This is a genomic window from Fodinibius sp. SL11 (genome assembly GCF_052060035.1).
Classification (GTDB): Bacteria; Bacteroidota; Rhodothermia; order Balneolales; family Balneolaceae; genus Fodinibius.
Genome location: NZ_JBPOEA010000002.1, coordinates 375132 through 392118 on the forward strand (window position 1 = coordinate 375132; position 16987 = coordinate 392118).

The window sequence follows — 16987 nt, forward strand, 5'->3', positions numbered from 1 at the left end:
GAGGAGTCTTTTACGGTTAGTTTTCTTGTTCTTCTTTATAAAAGAATACGATATTTTTCTGGGGATGCTTGCTGCTCCTTACCTTCTCATCAGTATCTTTATTATAGCCATAAACCACATTGCGCATCGAATTTAGTTCTTTTTCGTCTTCAAATGAGACCTCAAGGGCTTTTCCGCCGGGGTCTAACTTTTTTACGGCGTCGAGTAATGGTTTGTATTTGGAAGTACTTTTTTTAGAGATGTTTATATCTGTTCTGGAAACAAAATTAATGTCCATAAAAGAAGTTTGGATGAGATGTTTTTTAAAAGAAATATAGCTACTGAAAGTGTATCAAATTTTTATAAGAACATGTTCATTAGGGTACTTGAACCGTTGAGAGAATCTTGTTAATGAGATCTTCCGAGGTAATATTTTCAGCTTCAGCCTCAAAGGTGGGAATGATTCGATGGCGCAGTACATCCATAGCAATAGTTCGTACATCTTCGGGAGTAACATAGGCACGATGCTGCATAAAGGCGTGAGCTCTTGCAGCCAAGTTTAAGTTAATAGAGGCCCGGGGAGAAGCCCCAAAATTGATAAGTTCCGAAAGGTCTTCAAGCTTATAGTTGCTGGGGGTTCTGGTAGCAAAGACGAGATCGATAATATATTTCTCTACTTTTTCATCAACATAAATTTCATTGATTACCTCACGAGCTTCTAACACTTTTTGGGTATTGATAACAGGTTTTAATTCTTCAGCAGCACCGGTCTTTGCCATCCTGCGCATAATTTCTAACTCCTCTTTTTCGGTGGGATAATCGATCTTTATTTTCATCATAAATCGATCAACCTGTGCTTCGGGCAATGGATATGTTCCTTCTTGTTCAACAGGGTTTTGCGTAGCCAAAGCAAGGAATGGGTCATCAAGTTTATAGGTTTCTTCTCCAATTGTTACTTGTTGTTCCTGCATAGCCTCAAGCAAAGCACTTTGCACCTTGGCAGGCGAACGATTGATCTCATCAGCCAAGATGATGTTTGCAAAGATAGGTCCTTTTTTAACGGTAAACTCTGCCTCTTTTTGATTGTAAATTAAGGTACCGATTAAGTCGGCAGGTAGTAAGTCCGGAGTAAATTGCAACCGTTGGAATTTTGTATCAATTACTTTTGCCAGGGAGGAAACCGTGAGAGTTTTGGCGAGACCGGGAACTCCTTCTAAAAGTACATGACCGTCAGCTAATAGCCCGATCAGGAGTCGGTCGATCATATAACGCTGACCGACAATAACCTTATTTAGTTCTTTATAAATGTCATCGATAAAAGCACTGGATTCTTCAATTTTAGCACTCAGCTTTTCCATATCTACCGAATCTGCTGACGTTGAGGCGTTACTCATAAGGTAATTTATTATTAATTAATATGAACTGTAGTAGCTTGATTTAGCATTTTATATATCAAAAATCACAATGTAAATAAATGGAAATTATGGATTCTTTTCTATGGAATTTTCTTTTATAATTTGATTCGAAAAACAATATTTGATAACTGAATGCATCCCCATTTTATTTTGATCCAGTATAAACCTTTCTGATGGAATAGATTTCTACAATTTAAGTTGATGAGGTTTTTAAATTTATCTACCTTTGAAGCCACAAAAATAAACAAATTGATATGATAACTTATTTCTTCATTTTCTTAGCTGTTTTAGCTGTTACATCAGCCTTGGCAATGGTGATCAGTAAAAATACCGTAAACAGCGCATTATTCTTGGTATTGAATATGGTTTCCTTGGCTGGACTGTTTCTATTATTAAAGGCACAGTTTTTAGCCGTTATTCAGATTTTGGTATATGCCGGTGCAATAATGGTGCTGTTTCTATTTGTAATTATGTTACTAAACGTACAAGATGAAGAAAACCTATTTAGTCAATTTCGTGTTAAATACTTTGTGGCATTTTTGGTAGGGATTGTTGTTTTTTCACAGCTTTTATATAGTATTGGCAGCTTTACAGAAATGTTACCAGAGGTGTCCCCGGAAATGGCTGAAGTGGGAACCGTTGAAGCTGTAGCAGATGTGCTCTATTCGCAATATTTGCTCCCTTTCCATATTATTGCACTGCTTTTAACAGCGGCTGTTAATGGGGCCCTTATGATAGCACAACATAAAATTAAATCTGGAGCAACAAATGATTAGTATAGATTGGTTTTTAGCGCTTAGTGCACTTCTTTTTTGTGTTGGGATTGTTGGTGTTTTAATTCGTAAAAATGCTATCGTTATCTTTATGTGTGTTGAGCTGATGCTTAATGCCGTAAATTTGTCTCTGGTTTCGTTTAGTAGCCATTTTGGAAATGTTGACGGACAAATTTTAGTATTTTTTGCCCTTGCAGTAGCTGCAGCAGAGGCCGTTGTTGGATTAGCAATTATTATTGCGATTTTTCGAAATAATCTTTCTGTTGATATTAGTAATATAAATTTATTGCGCTGGTAAATGCGGCAGCTGGTTTTTTTAAAAGGCTCCCAAAATCGGGAGCCTTTTCTATTTCTATAATGGGTCTAAACAATAATTCTATTCTTTACCTTCACTCACTTTTTTGTATCTTTGCCACTTGTGAATTTACCCTTGTAAATGCAAGGGGTGTTGGCTACATTTGGGCCGAAAAATGTATTTGGATACAAATTTGAAAGATCTTTTTTAATGGATTCTGCTACTGCGCTTACAAGTCTGATTATTGCATTGCCACTACTGGGTTTTTTCGTAAATGGCCTTCTTGGATTGAGTTCCAAGTCTTTTCGCCGGCGTAAAGCTCTTATCGGTACTATTGCCAACCTAACAGTATTTGTTCCATTCGCCATTGCTGTCTACTTCTTTATGAATATGGGGCAGGGATCAGATCCCATTATAGTAGAACTTTTTACTTGGATCGATGTTGGTAGCTTTAGTGTAGATATTGCATATCAGCTTGATCAGCTGTCTATTTTGATGGTGCTTGTCGTAACAGGCGTCGGCTTTTTGATCCACACTTACTCTGTGGGATATATGTGGCATGATGAAGGATATTGGAAGTTTTTTGCCTATCTGAACCTGTTTATTTTTGCCATGCTCAATTTGGTTATGGCAAATAACCTTTTGCTATTGTTTCTTGGTTGGGAGGGGGTAGGACTTTGTTCGTATCTTCTGATTGGTTTTTGGTATACGGATATGGCTAACTCGGCTGCCGGCAGCAAGGCTTTTTGGTATAACCGTGTTGGCGATTTTGCATTTCTGGTAGCGATGTTTTTGACATTTCAACATGTAGGTAGCTTGGATTTTGATATAATCCTATCCAGTCTTGAGGCTATTCCCGCTGATGATAAATTTTGGATCGCTTTGTTAATGTTCATTGGGGCAACCGGTAAAAGTGCACAAATACCTCTTTTTGTTTGGTTACCAGATGCCATGGCGGGTCCTACCTCGGTTTCAGCCTTGATCCACGCAGCGACAATGGTTACTTCCGGTATTTATTTGATTTCTCGAATGTCAGAGATGTTTGTGATGGCGCCCGAAGTGATGATGATCATTGCTGTTATTGGGGCGCTTACGGCGCTGGTTGCCGCAACGATTGCTCTAACTCAGAATGATATCAAGCGTGTGCTGGCGTATTCAACTGTTTCTCAGCTTGGATACATGTTTTTAGCGTTGGGTTCGGGAGCATTTACGGCAGCTATGTTTCATGTTGTAACTCACGCATTTTTTAAAGCGCTGCTCTTCCTTGGTTCAGGATCGGTTATTCACGCTATGGAGCATGTAGAGCACGGACTCCACGACGAGGGCAAGGATGTGCATTTTGATCCGCAGGATATGCGCTTTATGGGGGGTCTTAAAGAATATATGCCATCCACCTACAAAACTTTTTTGATTGCTACTATTGCTATCGCCGGAATTCCACCATTAGCCGGATTCTTTTCAAAAGATGAAATTTTGGCCTTTACTTTTAATGCTGGCTTTGGAGAATTTGCAGGGTCATTATATCTGCTTCTTTGGGTAGTTGGAATTATAACTGCGTTCTTAACAGCATTCTATATGTTCCGTTTAACTTTTGGGACATTTAATGGTGAATTTAAACTCCCAGAAAAGATCAATAAGGCGACCGGAGCTGAACAGTATCTACACGAGAGCCCAAAAAGCATGACCATTCCGCTTTGGACGCTTGGCGGACTTTCAGTTGTCGGTGGATTTTTAGGGGTGCCCAATTTCTTGTTATCAACCTTTACGCATCAAGAAGAACATATTAATCTGTTACATAATTGGCTTTATAGTGTGACTGCTGACTATGATCTTGCATTGTCACATTCTACGGAATGGATTTTGATGACCGCATCTATTCTTGTGGCAGTGGGAGGTGTTTATACTGCATATCGAATGTATGGTAGTGGTGCTACGGAAGATTCTGATGCCAAGCTTGCTGATCGTTTTGGAGCACTTTACGAAACATGGAGCGAAAAATATAGCTTGGATGAGTTGTACGAAGGTATTGTTGTCCATCCTACGGTCCGATGGTCAGAAAAAGGTTTAGCCAAATTTGATATGAAGATCATAGATGGTGTTGTCAATACTGTTGGCGGTGTTGTTAGACTATTCGGAAGTGTATTCCGGTATATCCAGACTGGTGTTACCAGCAGTTATGCGCTGGCATTGGTGTTAGGTGTTATTCTTGTACTAAGTATGTTGATCCTGTAAAAAAGAACTGATAATGGAGTTACTGCTAAATTTAGTTATTTATTTACCCCTGTTAGGAATTGCCGGAATCCTTGCTGTCCGGAATGACAAAGCTACGAAGTGGATAAGCCTCGTTGCTACTACTGTAACATTTCTATTGTCGCTACCACTGCTATTTAATTTTGATGTAGCTAACTCTGGTGCCATTCAATATCTGACAGAAGGAACTAATATCATGACAGGCCTTGATATTAAATATCTTATTGGGCTCGATGGACTTAGTTTGCTTCTGTTTATGCTGACAACTCTTATGGGGCCTATTGTAATATTATCATCTTGGGATTCTGTCAAAAAACATTTGGCGGGATACTATTCTATGCTTCTGCTACTGCAAACGGCTTCAATGGGAGTATTTGCTTCGTTAGATCTGATTGTCTTTTACGTTTTCTTTGAGCTTTCTTTGATCCCAATGTACTTCCTTATCGGAATTTGGGGTGGCGAAAATCGTGTTCATGCTACCGTGAAGTTTTTTGTGTACACATTGGTTGGTTCGCTCATTATGTTGGTTGGGCTGATTTATACAGGATATGATGCGGGTGCCGCTATTGAAGGGTATAAGTTTACGACTGACTGGCGATTTTTATCCGGCGGTGAATATCAGATTGGATTGGTAGAACAGACCTATCTGTTTTTATCATTTGCCTTAGCATTTTCTATCAAAGTTCCGCTGTTTCCATTTCATACCTGGTTGCCGTATGCACACACCGAAGCGCCGACAGCAGGTTCGGTTGTACTGGCCGCCATTATGTTGAAGATGGGAACTTATGGTTTGCTCAGAATTTGTTTACCGCTGTTTCCCAACGCTTTTGTAGAATTCGCCCCCTATCTGGCAACTTTGGCAGTGATCGGAATTATCTACGGTGCGCTTGTGGCAATGGTTCAGAAAGATGTTAAGAAATTGGTAGCATATTCATCAGTTAGTCACCTTGGATTCGTTGTGTTGGGATTGTTCGCCTTTAACACCATTGCGGTGCAGGGGGCCCTTATACAAATGATTAATCACGGTCTTTCTACGGGAGCTCTCTTCTTAATTGTTGGAATGATTTATGACCGTACGCATACCCGTGATATTAAAGACTACGGTGGCATTGCGAAAGTAGTGCCTGTTTTCGCCGTGATGTTTATGATTGCAACATTAGCATCAATTGGTTTGCCGGGATTAAATGGATTTATTGGTGAGTTTTTGATTCTGAACGGAACTTTCAGTTCTGAAGTACTTCCACAAAATGCATTTGTAGTATTTGCAGCTTTGGGGGTTATATTGGCTGCAGTTTATATGTTGTGGATGTATCAGCGTGTAATGTTTGGGCCGATAAAGCATGAAGAAAATCATAAGCTTATTGATCTAAATGCACGTGAAATAGGGCTATTAATACCGCTTGTAATTTTTATGGTATGGATTGGGATTCGGCCAACAGATTTCACCCAATATTCCGAAGTTCAGGTACAGGAATTGCTTGAATCATCTAATGAAAAGCGATTGGCTATACAACAATCAGCAAACAGCCAAGAGTTACCTCAATGGGCTTCTAATTTATATGATGTTACGGATGAATTAGCATCGAAAACAGAAAACCAATAGAATTATGGCAGAACCGCTTTCTAACGATCAAGTTGCCGATGAACTTTCAGAATTACCCGGTTGGAGTCACGAAAATGATAAGTTAACTAAAGAATTTGGGTTTGATAATTTTCGGGACGCCATAACTTTTATCAATCGTATAGCATTTGAGGCTGAAGAACAGGTTCATCATCCTGAAATATTCAATGTTTACAACACGGTTGATATTTCGTTGAGCACCCATGATGCAGGCGGAAAAGTAACCGAGAAAGATATCAAGCTCGCAAAAATTATTGAGTCACTGTTTAATAACTAAGTTGCATGGATTACTTACACGATCTTAACGCTTTTTTACCCGGAGTCATTGTTGCACTTGCGGGGCTTATCGCTATAACCATTGATGCCTACAAAGATGATCACCGGTCTATATATGGCCTTACAGTGTTTTCTCTTTTAGCAGGCCTTGTCTTGTCTCTAATGGATATGTTTGGTCCCGTTGGAGAAGCATTTTCAGGTATGATAACCTATGGAGGGGTTTCAGCTTTTGGAAGTAGTGTGGTTTTATTTGGAGCGCTGTTTTGTGTTCTTATTTCGCGAGAATATCTAAATGCTATTGATCATGAATACGGGGAGGTTTATTCCCTCCTGCTCATTGCCACAGCTGGTATGTTGGGTCTTGTCAGTGCCAATAATTTAATTATGATATTTATTGGTATCGAAACGATGTCGATCTGTTTGTATATCCTGGCAGGGATAATTAAAGAGCAAAAAATCGGGGCAGAAGCTTCTCTTAAATATTTTCTACTGGGGGCTTTTTCTACCGGGTTCTTACTATATGGAATGGCGCTATTATATGGAGCAACGGGTTCGTTGTATCTTACAGAAATTGCAGAAGCTGCCAGCTCAAATTTACTTTTCATTGCAGGTGCGGCATTACTGTTAATTGGGTTCTTCTTTAAGGTATCAGCTGTTCCATTTCATATGTGGACGCCGGATGTGTATCAAGGAACACCAACAACTATTACTGCCTATATGGCAACTGCTTCTAAGTCAGCCGCCTTTGTTGCTTTGTTAGTAGTTCTATCTAAAATGATTCCTGCAGAAACCGCTGACTGGGCTGGAGTAATTGAAGTTATTGCAATACTTACGATGGTATTGGGTAATTTGATCGCCATTGTACAGGATAATATTAAAAGAATGCTTGCTTATTCAAGTGTTGCGCATGCAGGATATGTATTGGTCGGATTGGCGGCAGGAACACCGGAAGGCTACAGTGCTGTACTGTTCTATCTTTTTGCATATACCATAATGAATATTGGAGCGTTTGGAGTTGTGGCGTATTATGAGCGTCAGCAGGGACTCGATTTCACAGATATCAATAATTATGCAGGTTTAGGCTTTAAAAAACCACTAATGGGAGTATTACTTTCATTCTTCCTTTTTTCATTGGCCGGTATTCCACCTTTCGTAGGATTTATAGGAAAATATTTAATCTTTGCTGCGGCTATTAATGCTGGGTATGTGGCTTTGGCAATAATTCTTGCCCTCGCAAGTGCAGCAAGTGTATATTATTATTTGCGACCGATGGTATATATGTATTTCCGTGATGCACATAAAGATGTTCCGTTAGTTCGTTCAGGAATTGTATTCCGTTCAACGTTGGTAGTATTGGCTATACTAACGCTTTATTTTGGTATAGCTTTTGGCGATCTGCATAATTTGCTTTCCTCTTACTATAGCACTGACTGGGTTACCCATTTAATGGGACAGTAAATAAAGCCGTTTTACTTTTTCTAATTGCATTGATGCAGGTATAAAAGATTATCCAATCATGGATTGGAATTAAATGCAAAAAAGCCTATTTTTGCGTGCCTGCTGACGAGTGAAAGTCACCACGTCGGCTGTTTCAATTAGGAACAACCAAAGGAAACATATCACATGAGTAGAAATTATTACGAGCTAACTTATATACTTAATCCTGTCTTAGAAGACGATCAATACGAAGAGATCGTCGAAAAATTCACCGAACTTATTCGAAATAACGAAGGTGAAATTGATGAAGTTGATGAATGGGGAATCCGTAAGTTTGAATACGAAATGGACGGTAAATCAAGTGGTTACTATGTAAACGCTTATTTTACTGCTCCCGGAGAATTGATCGAAAAGCTGGAACGGGGTCTTCGCATTGATGATCATGTAATGCGCTATTTAACGCTCAAGTACGATGCAAAGATGAAACGCCATCGTGATTTACAGCGTAAAAACGCTGTTCCCCAGGTCTTTGTCGATGAAGAGGAAGAAGCAGAAGACGAAGATTAATTCATCTCTATAAACAAAATTATTTAAGATTATGATTAAGAATCCATCACACCCAAAGAAGGGACACATTAAAACCCGCGAATGCAAGTTTACAAAAGCGGGCATTGAATATATTGATTACAAAGATACGGACCTGTTAGAAAGATTTATGAACGACCAGGGAAAAATTCTTCCTCGTCGTGTAACCGGGACGAGTGCAAAATATCAGCGACAGCTATCTCGTGCTATTAAGCGCGCTCGTTTTCTTGGATTACTTCCGTATGTAGCAGATAACCTTCGATAAAAAAAGATATTATTCCAATGGCTAATAAGTACATGAAATTAATTTTACGAGAAGATGTTGATAAGCTCGGAGAATCTGGCGACATCGTTGAGGTTCGGGCTGGTTACGGCCGAAACTATTTGATTCCTCAGGGTAAAGCTATGATGGCTACCGATGGAGCTCTTAAGCAGGTAGAGCGCATGAAAGAACAGGCAGAGCGTCGCGCTGAACTAACTGTAGAGCGTGCCCAGGAAATGGCAGCGCGCCTTGAAACGACATCAGTAACTATTCCTGTTGAAGTAGGTGAAGACGAACGTATTCACGGTTCCGTAACAACCCAAGATGTTGCCGATGCTTTAGCCGAACGCGATATTGATATTGATAAACGTAAGATTACAATAGATCAAGATATCAAAACGTTGGGTGAGTACACTGCAACAATAAGCCTGATTAGTGAAATTAAAGCACAAATCAAGGTTTGGGTGGTCAAAGAATAAATACCACATTAGCGTTTAACACAATTTACTGGTAATGAAATATTCTTTACCTATTAAGAAAGTGATGGGGATCATCGTTATGATGTTATCCCCATTTTTTGTTCAGGGTCAAATGTTAGACCCAGTCTCATATTCTGTCGTGGATGCTCCAGAGCAGGTAAAGGCAGGAGAGGTTTTTGAAATAACAGTAGAAGCTTCTATTGATGGGGAGTGGCACTTGTACTCAGTTGCCAATGATCCTGATGCCGGCCCTTATCCCACCCAATTTTCTTCGTCTTCTTCAGAGGTGGCAATTGCAGGAGAGGTACAAGAAAGCAAGCCCTCTATTGAAATGGATCCCAACTTCAATGCAGAGTTGGGATGGCATACCAATCAAGCGACTTTTACGATCCCAATAGCATTGCGCAGTGATATTTCAGGATCTGCGGAGATTGCATTAGAGGTATTGTACCAGGTTTGTGATGATAAATCTTGCTTGCCGCCAAAGACGAAATCTATTTCACATACCATATCAGTTGAAGGGGTTTCTCAAAACCCGTACAGCAATTTTGATAAGTCAGTTGCCGATGGTTCTGAACAACCTCAAACCACATCCAATGCTGATCAAAATGAAGCAGAGCCAGAAGAACAAGGACAAGTTGATACGAGTGGTTATAGTTCCGGAGGTATATTTTCTTTTCTTTGGATTGCACTTGCTGCAGGCTTTGCTGCCTTGTTGACTCCTTGCGTATTTCCAATGATTCCCTTGACGGTATCTTTCTTCTCTAAACAGAAGGAAGGAAAGGGGACAGCTGCAATCGGGCAAGCTTTTGGGTTTGGCCTGGCTATTGTAGTTACCTTCACCATTTTAGGAGCTTTGCTTGCTCTCTTTATTGGGGCTTCGGGTGCTAATAAATTTGCTGCTAACCCATGGGTGAATTTGTTTATTGCGCTGGTGCTGGTTGTATTTGCTGTTAGCTTGTTAGGAGCTTTTGAATTGCGACTGCCCCACCAACTCACAAATTGGCTAAATAGGAAAAGCAATGAAAGCTCTGGACTAATTGGGATTTTGTTTATGGCCTTGACGATAAGTGCTGTATCTTTCTCTTGCACGGCACCATTTGTAGGAGGGGTATTGGCGGCTACGGCAGGTGGTGAGTGGTTTTATCCTATTATAGGAATGGCAGGCTTTTCAGCTGCATTTGCCAGTCCTTTTGTATTATTTGCTTTATTCCCGAGATGGCTGGAAAGCTTGCCCAAAAGTGGTTCCTGGATGAATATTGTTAAAGTATTATTGGGATTTATTGAGCTGGCTGCGGCCATAAAGTTTTTATCCAACGCTGATCTTGTATGGGAGTGGGGACTTATTTCCCGTCCATTTGCAATCGCTACATGGGTTGCAATCTTCTTGATGGCCGGTTTATATCTATTGGGCGTATACTCTATTAATGATGATACCAAGCCCCAGCAGATTGGTACTGGTCGACTAATGCTGGCTATGCCATTTATCTTATTTAGTTTTTATTTGATTCCTGGATTAATGGGAGCATCGCTTGGAATTTGGGACTCTTGGCTCCCCCCGAAACAAGCTACTGATGTAAGTGTTGTCCGCTCGCTCGCACAGCAGGGAGGGGGGGCTCTAAAATCAGGAGAAGCTGAAAATTGGTCCAACAACTATAATAAGGCCCGTGAGATAGCTCAAAAGGAAAACAAACCTCTATTTATAGACTTTACAGGCTATACTTGTACAAACTGTCGTGCTATGGAAACGAATGTTTTCCCACTCGCGGAGGTTCAAAAACGATTTGCAAAAATGCAGCAAGTGCGTTTATATACTGATGACGGTTCTGACGGGCCGGCAAATCAAAAGTTTCAATTTGAGTTGACCGGAACAGTGGCATTACCTACTTATGTAATTGTTGATCCGGAAAGTGAAAAAATAATGGATCAGCTTGTGGGATATGCCAATAAAGAAAAGTTCCGCCAATTTTTAGATTCAGGACTTCAACGGTTTGAACAATCAAATGACAATTTTAGGGTTGGTAATCTTTGATTGGGGCTTCATTTCGGTAAATAGTTTTTAAATACTATTTAATTAAAAAATGTAGCACTCAGCCTTTGACATTTTAGTCAAAATGATCTATAATTTTGCATCTTTATAAGCCCTTACTAACTGATAATAAATATAATTTAATCGGAGTAATCGTATGACATCGTCTATAGCTCTCTTTTTCCTTCAAGCAGGAGTAGACCAAGGATTTTTTAATGTTCTCGTAGAAAAATTTAACGAAGGTAATGAGGGTGGGTTTATGTGGCCGGTCCTTGTTGCCCTTATTCTTGGGTTAGCTATCTTCCTGGAGCGAATTATTACACTTAACTTAGCTGATATTGACACGCGTAAGTTTATTGTTGACGTGCAAGAGGCTCTTCAAGAAGGTGGCGTTCCCGCTGCTAAAGAACTTTGTGCAGAAACAAGAGGTCCGGTGGCTTCTGTTTTTCAAGCTGGATTAATGCGTGTTGATGAAGGCGTTGAAGCAGCAGAAAAAGCCATATCATCATATGGTTCAATTGAGATGAGTTTCCTTGAACGGGGACTGGTATGGCTATCGTTATTTATTGCCATTGCCCCAATGCTTGGTTTCCTCGGTACTGTTGTAGGTATGATTCAGGCATTTGATGCCATTGAACAGGCCGGTGATATTTCACCCACGCTTGTTGCTGGTGGTATTAAGGTGGCACTTTTGACCACAGCTGCAGGTCTTCTTGCAGGTATTATCCTTCAGGTAGGATACAACTACTGTGTTTCTAAAATTGATCGACTTATTTCAGAAATGGAGGAGAGTTCAATTACATTGATCGACTCTATTGTAATGCTCAAAGAAGGTGAGCAAATTGTTGATACTTCTGGAGATTCAGAATAAGCATCCGGAAAACTCAACATTTTCACCCTATTTTAATAACGGTATAATATTATGATTGTAAATATAGCATTAGGATTAGGCCTCGGTTTAATTGGACTTGGAGTACTGGGAATGATTGTTTCCGGTATCAGAAGTGTCATGAAGGGAAAGCAGGATGTTAAGAAGATTATCACCATGCTTGTGCCTTTCGTTGTGTTTGGTATTGCTTACGGTATTGCCGGTACGGTAACAGAAGCTGCTATTGGAACCATGTTGTTTATGATGGGAGCAATGATACTGCTTATTGCCCTTACCGGTATGCGAACCACATTTAATTTATAATATCTATAAATAGCTAAGCGATGTTTGACGATAAAAAAGAGCGAGAAGATCCAGAAATAGGCGGTGCGGGAATGGCCGATATCGCCTTCTTACTGCTTATCTTCTTCTTACTTGTGACAACGATTGATGTGGATACCGGCATTGGACTTCAACTTCCGCCCGCTCCTGAGGAAAATCAAGAACCTCCGCCCATTAAAGAGCGTAACCTTTTAAATATCTTGGTGAACTCACAGGGTATGGTACTAATGGATGAAGAGCCAACACCTGTTAGCCAGGTTAAACAAAAGGTGAAGGATTTTATAACAAATCGGGGCGAAAATCCTGAATTATCTGATTCACCGGATCAAGCTATTGTCTCTATTAAAACAGACAGAGCTACTCCCTATAATGTTTACATAGATATGCTTGATGAGGTGATGGGGGCTTATGCCGAATTACGTAACCAAGCCGCACAGGCAAAGTTTGGGAGAAACTATGGCCAGTTAGGGGATAATAGTGAGCAGAAACAAGCTATTCAGGATATGTATCCGAAGAAAATTTCAATCGCAGAGCCCAACCAATAAAATAGTTTAACTTATGGGACATTTTGAAAAAAAGTCTGCAAAGTCAGATCCAACAATTTCATTGACGGCTATGCCAGACATTATTTTTATGTTGCTCATCTTTTTTATGGTGACAACAGTACTGCGCGAAGTTACTTTGCAGGTTCAAGTTAATTATACGCGTGCAGAAAATATCGAGAAGATAGAACAAAAACGACTTGTTAGTTACATCTATGTTGGTCCTGAAAAACTTCAGGGTAATCGAGTAGGTAATACCAAAATCCAGATCGATGATGCTATTATCGATGATGTTGGTGCTGTTCAACAGCTCATGTATGACAAGTTGAAAGAAGAACCACGTCTTATTGTGTCATTAAGAGTACACGATGAAACTGAGTTTGGTATCGTAACAGATATTCAGCAAGAACTCAGGGAGGCAGGTACACTTCGCATTAATTATTCTACCAAGCAAGAAATGTAATTTTACTAATCTAACTTTTGTTAAAAAAGGCAAGTGCACTCTGTGTACCTGCCTTTTTTGTTTATATAAATATTATGGATAAAGATTCTTTTCGTTCAATTCAATCCATTGGTCGTTCTCAACTTGTTGAGGAGCTGATGGAACATGCAACCTTTGAGAAGCCGTCAGTACTTCAAAGTTATGGTGACGACACAGCAGTATTACAAGATGGTGATGATCTTCAACTATTGACTTCTGAGACATTTATGGAGGGAGTTGATTTTGATCTTACTTATTTCCCCCTTCACCATCTGGGTTATAAAATAGCAGTTGCTGCTGTCAGCGATGTTTATGCCATGAATGGAAATCCTGAAGTGGTTTTAGTGAATTTAGCAGTGCCTAATAAAATTTCAGTTGATATGCTGAAAGAAATCTATAAGGGGGTAGAAGCGGCTTCTAAAGATTTTGAATTCCAAATTGTTGGGGGCGACTTGACAGCCTCACATCAAATATTGAGTGCAAGTATCAGTTGTTATGGAAAGGTAGCCAGAGAAAAAATAACCTATCGCAAAGGTGCTCATAAGGATGATGCCATTTGTGTAACAGGTGATTTAGGGGGAGCTATTGCCGGATTGCGTATTTTGATGAGAGAAAAAGAGTATTGGGAACAAGAGGGGGCTGAGCAGGCTTTTCAACCTGATTTAGATGAATATGAATATGTTGTAAAACGACAGTTAGTTCCCATCGGTCGGAAAGATTTTATCCAAAAGATTGATGAGTTAGATATTGTGCCATCATCAATGATTGATATAACCCAAGGATTAGTATCTGAGTTAAAAAATTTGGCAAATGCATCCGGAGTCGGAGCTCATATTTATGGGGCAACGATCCCAATTTCTTTGAAAACACGTCATGTAGCCGATGAAATGAAAGAAGACGTGGACAAGTATGCTCTATATGGAGGAGAGGATTTTGAGTTGATGTTTACCTTGCCTGAAAAGGATGTAGAGACATTAACCGATGAATTTTCTGACTTTTCAGTCATTGGGAAAATAACTGAACGAGATGAAGGTGTTAAAATGCAGCAGGCCGAGGGCGATATGATCTTTTTTGAGGATCCCGAAGAAGATCAATAATGAAAATTATTATCCAATAACTATTAGAGCCGACCGTTTTAGATGGTCGGCTTTTGTTTTTTATTTAATTATTATGATTAACTAATTAATAACGAAGCAAATACGCAGAGCAGGAATATTTGCCGTATATTGTACTACTGTTTGAATGAATAATTGAGTATTGATACATGTCTGAGAATAAAAAACAACCAAAAGATAAAAAGGGAGACTCAAAGAATCCGTTAAAAGGAACGGATAATGCTCCCAAATTTCCCATTTGGATCTATGCAGTTTTGTTGTTAGTACTGCTTGGAATACAGTTTTACTTTATGAACCCTGATGCCGGGAATAAAATAAAGTATAGTACCTTCCTGGAATACGTGGAAAAAGGATATGTAGAAGAGATTACTATTAAAAATGGTGCTTATATAAATGGTAAGTACACTGAAAAAGCAGTTAAGGATGGAATCATAACGCCGAATGCAGAAGATGAAAACCAATGGACGCTTTCATCTACTTCTCAGGGAAATCGTTTTACAAGTATTATGCTTGAGGGGGATGAGATTCGCCCGGTGTTGGATGCAAATGATGTAGCTTACGATGTCCAAATTGAAGAGGATTGGTTTAGCGGGATTCTTATTTGGCTGTTACCGATTGGATTAGCCATTATTTTCTGGATCTACATTTTTAGAAGAATGAATCCCGGACAGCAGGTTTTAAGTATTGGCAAGAACAAGGCTTCCTTATATGATAAACAGGCAGAGAATCAAGTATCCTTTAAAGATGTTGCCGGTCTTGAAGAGGCCAAAGCCGAAGTGGAAGAGGTTGTCGAATTTCTTCAAAATCCCCAAAAGTTTACCAAACTGGGCGGAACACTTCCTAAAGGCGTATTATTAGTTGGCCCTCCGGGTACCGGTAAAACACTGTTGGCCAAAGCTACCGCCGGAGAAGCTGATGTACCCTTTTTCAGTTTAAGCGGATCGGATTTTGTAGAAATGTTCGTTGGGGTAGGAGCCGCTCGCGTTCGTGATTTGTTTAAGCAGGCTAAAGAAAAAGCACCGTGCATCATTTTTATTGATGAGATTGATGCCATTGGTCGCAGTCGCGGTAAAGGTATGCAGATGGGATCAAATGACGAGCGTGAGAATACGCTCAATCAGTTACTCAGCGAAATGGATGGCTTTAATACTGATAAAGGGGTAATCATCATGGCTGCTACCAATCGTCCTGATGTGCTTGATTCTGCCTTATTGCGACCCGGTCGTTTTGATCGGCAAATCCTTATAGATAAACCCGACCTGCGTGGTCGTGTGGAAGTTCTTAAAGTTCACACACGTAAATTAAAGCTTGCCGATGATATTGATCTCAAATTGCTGGCTTCACAGACTCCCGGTTTTGCCGGAGCTGAGTTAGCTAATCTTTGTAACGAAGCAGCCTTGATGGCGGCACGTCGTGAAAAAGATGCTGTAGAGATGGAGGATTTCCAGGATTCTATTGAGCGTGTTATTGCCGGACTCGAAAAGAAGAATAAACTTATTAGCCCCAAAGAGCGAGAGATTGTAGCCTATCACGAGTCGGGGCATGCCATTGTGGGATGGTATCTTGAACATACCGATCCAGTACTTAAAGTGAGCATTGTACCCCGTGGACTGGCAGCTTTGGGATATACCCTTCAAACCCCGCTTGAGGATCGTTTTTTGATGACGACTGAAGAGCTCAATGATAAGATTTGCGCACTCTTGGGCGGACGTGTTGCCGAAGAAATTATATTTGGACGCATCTCTACCGGTGCACAAAATGATCTTGAGCGTATTACGAATATGGCCTTTGCCATGGTCGCCGAATACGGCATGAGCGAAGAGTTAGGATATTTATCTCTTAAAGATTCTCAAAATCCCGAAAACAGTTATGGATTCAACAAAAAATATTCTGAACATACGGCTGAGCGGATTGATGAAGCCGTAAAATCAATTATAAAGCAAAATTATGAGCGCACTAAAGCGTTGATTACCGAGCATAAAGAAAAACTTGAGCAAATGGCTGAAACTCTGCTCGATAAAGAAGTGCTTGATCATAATGATTTAAAAGAATTGCTTGGAGATCATCCCGAGGGAAAATATCCTGAGGGTATCTTCAGAAATGAGGTGCCGTCCAAAAAGTCAAATGGATCGAACGAGAAAAGTTTTGAGGAAGAAATGGAACAAACCATAGAAGAAGACCCTTCCTCATCAGATCCTAATTAAAGATCGCCTTTATAACTTTCTTCATAGCACATTG

18 protein-coding genes are annotated in these 16987 nt (G+C 40.0%); 16 read left to right on the forward strand and 2 right to left on the reverse strand.

The genetic code is table 11. From position 1 onward, the window contains the following. Positions 1-16 precede the first annotated feature (16 nt). Both ACQ76V_RS04815 and ACQ76V_RS04820 read right to left on the reverse strand, forming a co-directional pair. Positions 17-277: a hypothetical protein gene (locus ACQ76V_RS04815; RefSeq protein WP_440999340.1), complete on the reverse strand. Its 261-nt coding sequence runs from the start codon at positions 275-277 to the stop codon at positions 17-19. A gap of 79 nt (positions 278-356) precedes the next feature. Further along, entirely contained in the window at positions 357-1373 is a 1017-nt protein-coding gene (locus tag ACQ76V_RS04820) for an AAA family ATPase (RefSeq protein WP_440999341.1), read from the reverse strand. 275 nt (positions 1374-1648) lie between these two features. On the opposite strand from ACQ76V_RS04820, the gene ACQ76V_RS04825 reads away from it, so the two are divergent. The 16 genes from ACQ76V_RS04825 (at position 1649) to ftsH (ending at position 16953) form a co-directional block, all read left to right on the forward strand. Beyond that, positions 1649-2170, forward strand: coding sequence for an NADH-quinone oxidoreductase subunit J family protein (locus tag ACQ76V_RS04825; protein ID WP_440999342.1), 522 nt, complete (start codon positions 1649-1651; stop codon positions 2168-2170). Beyond that, positions 2163-2465 carry an NADH-quinone oxidoreductase subunit NuoK gene (gene nuoK / locus ACQ76V_RS04830; protein WP_440999343.1) on the forward strand — a complete coding sequence of 101 codons (303 nt, stop codon included), beginning with the start codon at positions 2163-2165 and terminating at the stop codon, positions 2463-2465. Before ACQ76V_RS04825 ends, nuoK begins: the two co-directional genes overlap by 8 nt. A gap of 207 nt (positions 2466-2672) precedes the next feature. Then, positions 2673-4694: an NADH-quinone oxidoreductase subunit L gene (nuoL, locus tag ACQ76V_RS04835; protein ID WP_440999344.1), complete on the forward strand. Its 2022-nt coding sequence runs from the start codon at positions 2673-2675 to the stop codon at positions 4692-4694. A gap of 13 nt (positions 4695-4707) precedes the next feature. After that, positions 4708-6315 carry a complex I subunit 4 family protein gene (locus tag ACQ76V_RS04840; protein WP_440999345.1) on the forward strand — a complete coding sequence of 536 codons (1608 nt, stop codon included), beginning with the start codon at positions 4708-4710 and terminating at the stop codon, positions 6313-6315. Between the two features lie 4 nt (positions 6316-6319). Further along, complete coding sequence (locus ACQ76V_RS04845; RefSeq protein ID WP_440999346.1) at positions 6320-6610, forward strand: 4a-hydroxytetrahydrobiopterin dehydratase; 291 nt, start codon at positions 6320-6322, stop codon at positions 6608-6610. A 5-nt stretch (positions 6611-6615) separates the two neighbouring features. Next, a complete protein-coding gene (locus ACQ76V_RS04850; RefSeq protein ID WP_440999347.1) occupies positions 6616-8067 on the forward strand; it encodes an NADH-quinone oxidoreductase subunit N in 1452 nt (483 codons plus the stop codon). Between the two features lie 165 nt (positions 8068-8232). Continuing rightward, positions 8233-8613: a 30S ribosomal protein S6 gene (gene rpsF / locus ACQ76V_RS04855; protein ID WP_440999348.1), complete on the forward strand. Its 381-nt coding sequence runs from the start codon at positions 8233-8235 to the stop codon at positions 8611-8613. 31 nt (positions 8614-8644) lie between these two features. Continuing rightward, on the forward strand, positions 8645-8896 hold the full coding sequence (gene rpsR, locus ACQ76V_RS04860) for a 30S ribosomal protein S18 (RefSeq protein WP_440999349.1): 252 nt from the start codon (positions 8645-8647) through the stop codon (positions 8894-8896). Between the two features lie 17 nt (positions 8897-8913). Continuing rightward, on the forward strand, positions 8914-9372 hold the full coding sequence (rplI, locus tag ACQ76V_RS04865; RefSeq protein ID WP_440999350.1) for a 50S ribosomal protein L9: 459 nt from the start codon (positions 8914-8916) through the stop codon (positions 9370-9372). 34 nt (positions 9373-9406) lie between these two features. Then, positions 9407-11404, forward strand: coding sequence for a cytochrome c biogenesis protein CcdA (locus ACQ76V_RS04870; RefSeq protein ID WP_440999351.1), 1998 nt, complete (start codon positions 9407-9409; stop codon positions 11402-11404). A 154-nt stretch (positions 11405-11558) separates the two neighbouring features. Further along, positions 11559-12272, forward strand: a complete 714-nt coding sequence (locus ACQ76V_RS04875) for a MotA/TolQ/ExbB proton channel family protein (protein ID WP_440999352.1) — start codon at positions 11559-11561, stop codon at positions 12270-12272. A gap of 51 nt (positions 12273-12323) precedes the next feature. After that, entirely contained in the window at positions 12324-12593 is a 270-nt protein-coding gene (locus ACQ76V_RS04880; protein WP_440999353.1) for a hypothetical protein, read from the forward strand. A 20-nt stretch (positions 12594-12613) separates the two neighbouring features. Continuing rightward, positions 12614-13156, forward strand: coding sequence for a biopolymer transporter ExbD (locus ACQ76V_RS04885; protein WP_440999354.1), 543 nt, complete (start codon positions 12614-12616; stop codon positions 13154-13156). Positions 13157-13169: 13 nt separating this feature from the next. Further along, positions 13170-13616, forward strand: a complete 447-nt coding sequence (locus ACQ76V_RS04890; RefSeq protein WP_440999355.1) for an ExbD/TolR family protein — start codon at positions 13170-13172, stop codon at positions 13614-13616. A gap of 74 nt (positions 13617-13690) precedes the next feature. Then, positions 13691-14731, forward strand: coding sequence for a thiamine-phosphate kinase (gene thiL / locus ACQ76V_RS04895; RefSeq protein ID WP_440999356.1), 1041 nt, complete (start codon positions 13691-13693; stop codon positions 14729-14731). 167 nt (positions 14732-14898) lie between these two features. Beyond that, positions 14899-16953 carry an ATP-dependent zinc metalloprotease FtsH gene (gene ftsH / locus ACQ76V_RS04900; RefSeq protein ID WP_440999357.1) on the forward strand — a complete coding sequence of 685 codons (2055 nt, stop codon included), beginning with the start codon at positions 14899-14901 and terminating at the stop codon, positions 16951-16953. Positions 16954-16987: the final 34 nt, after the last annotated feature.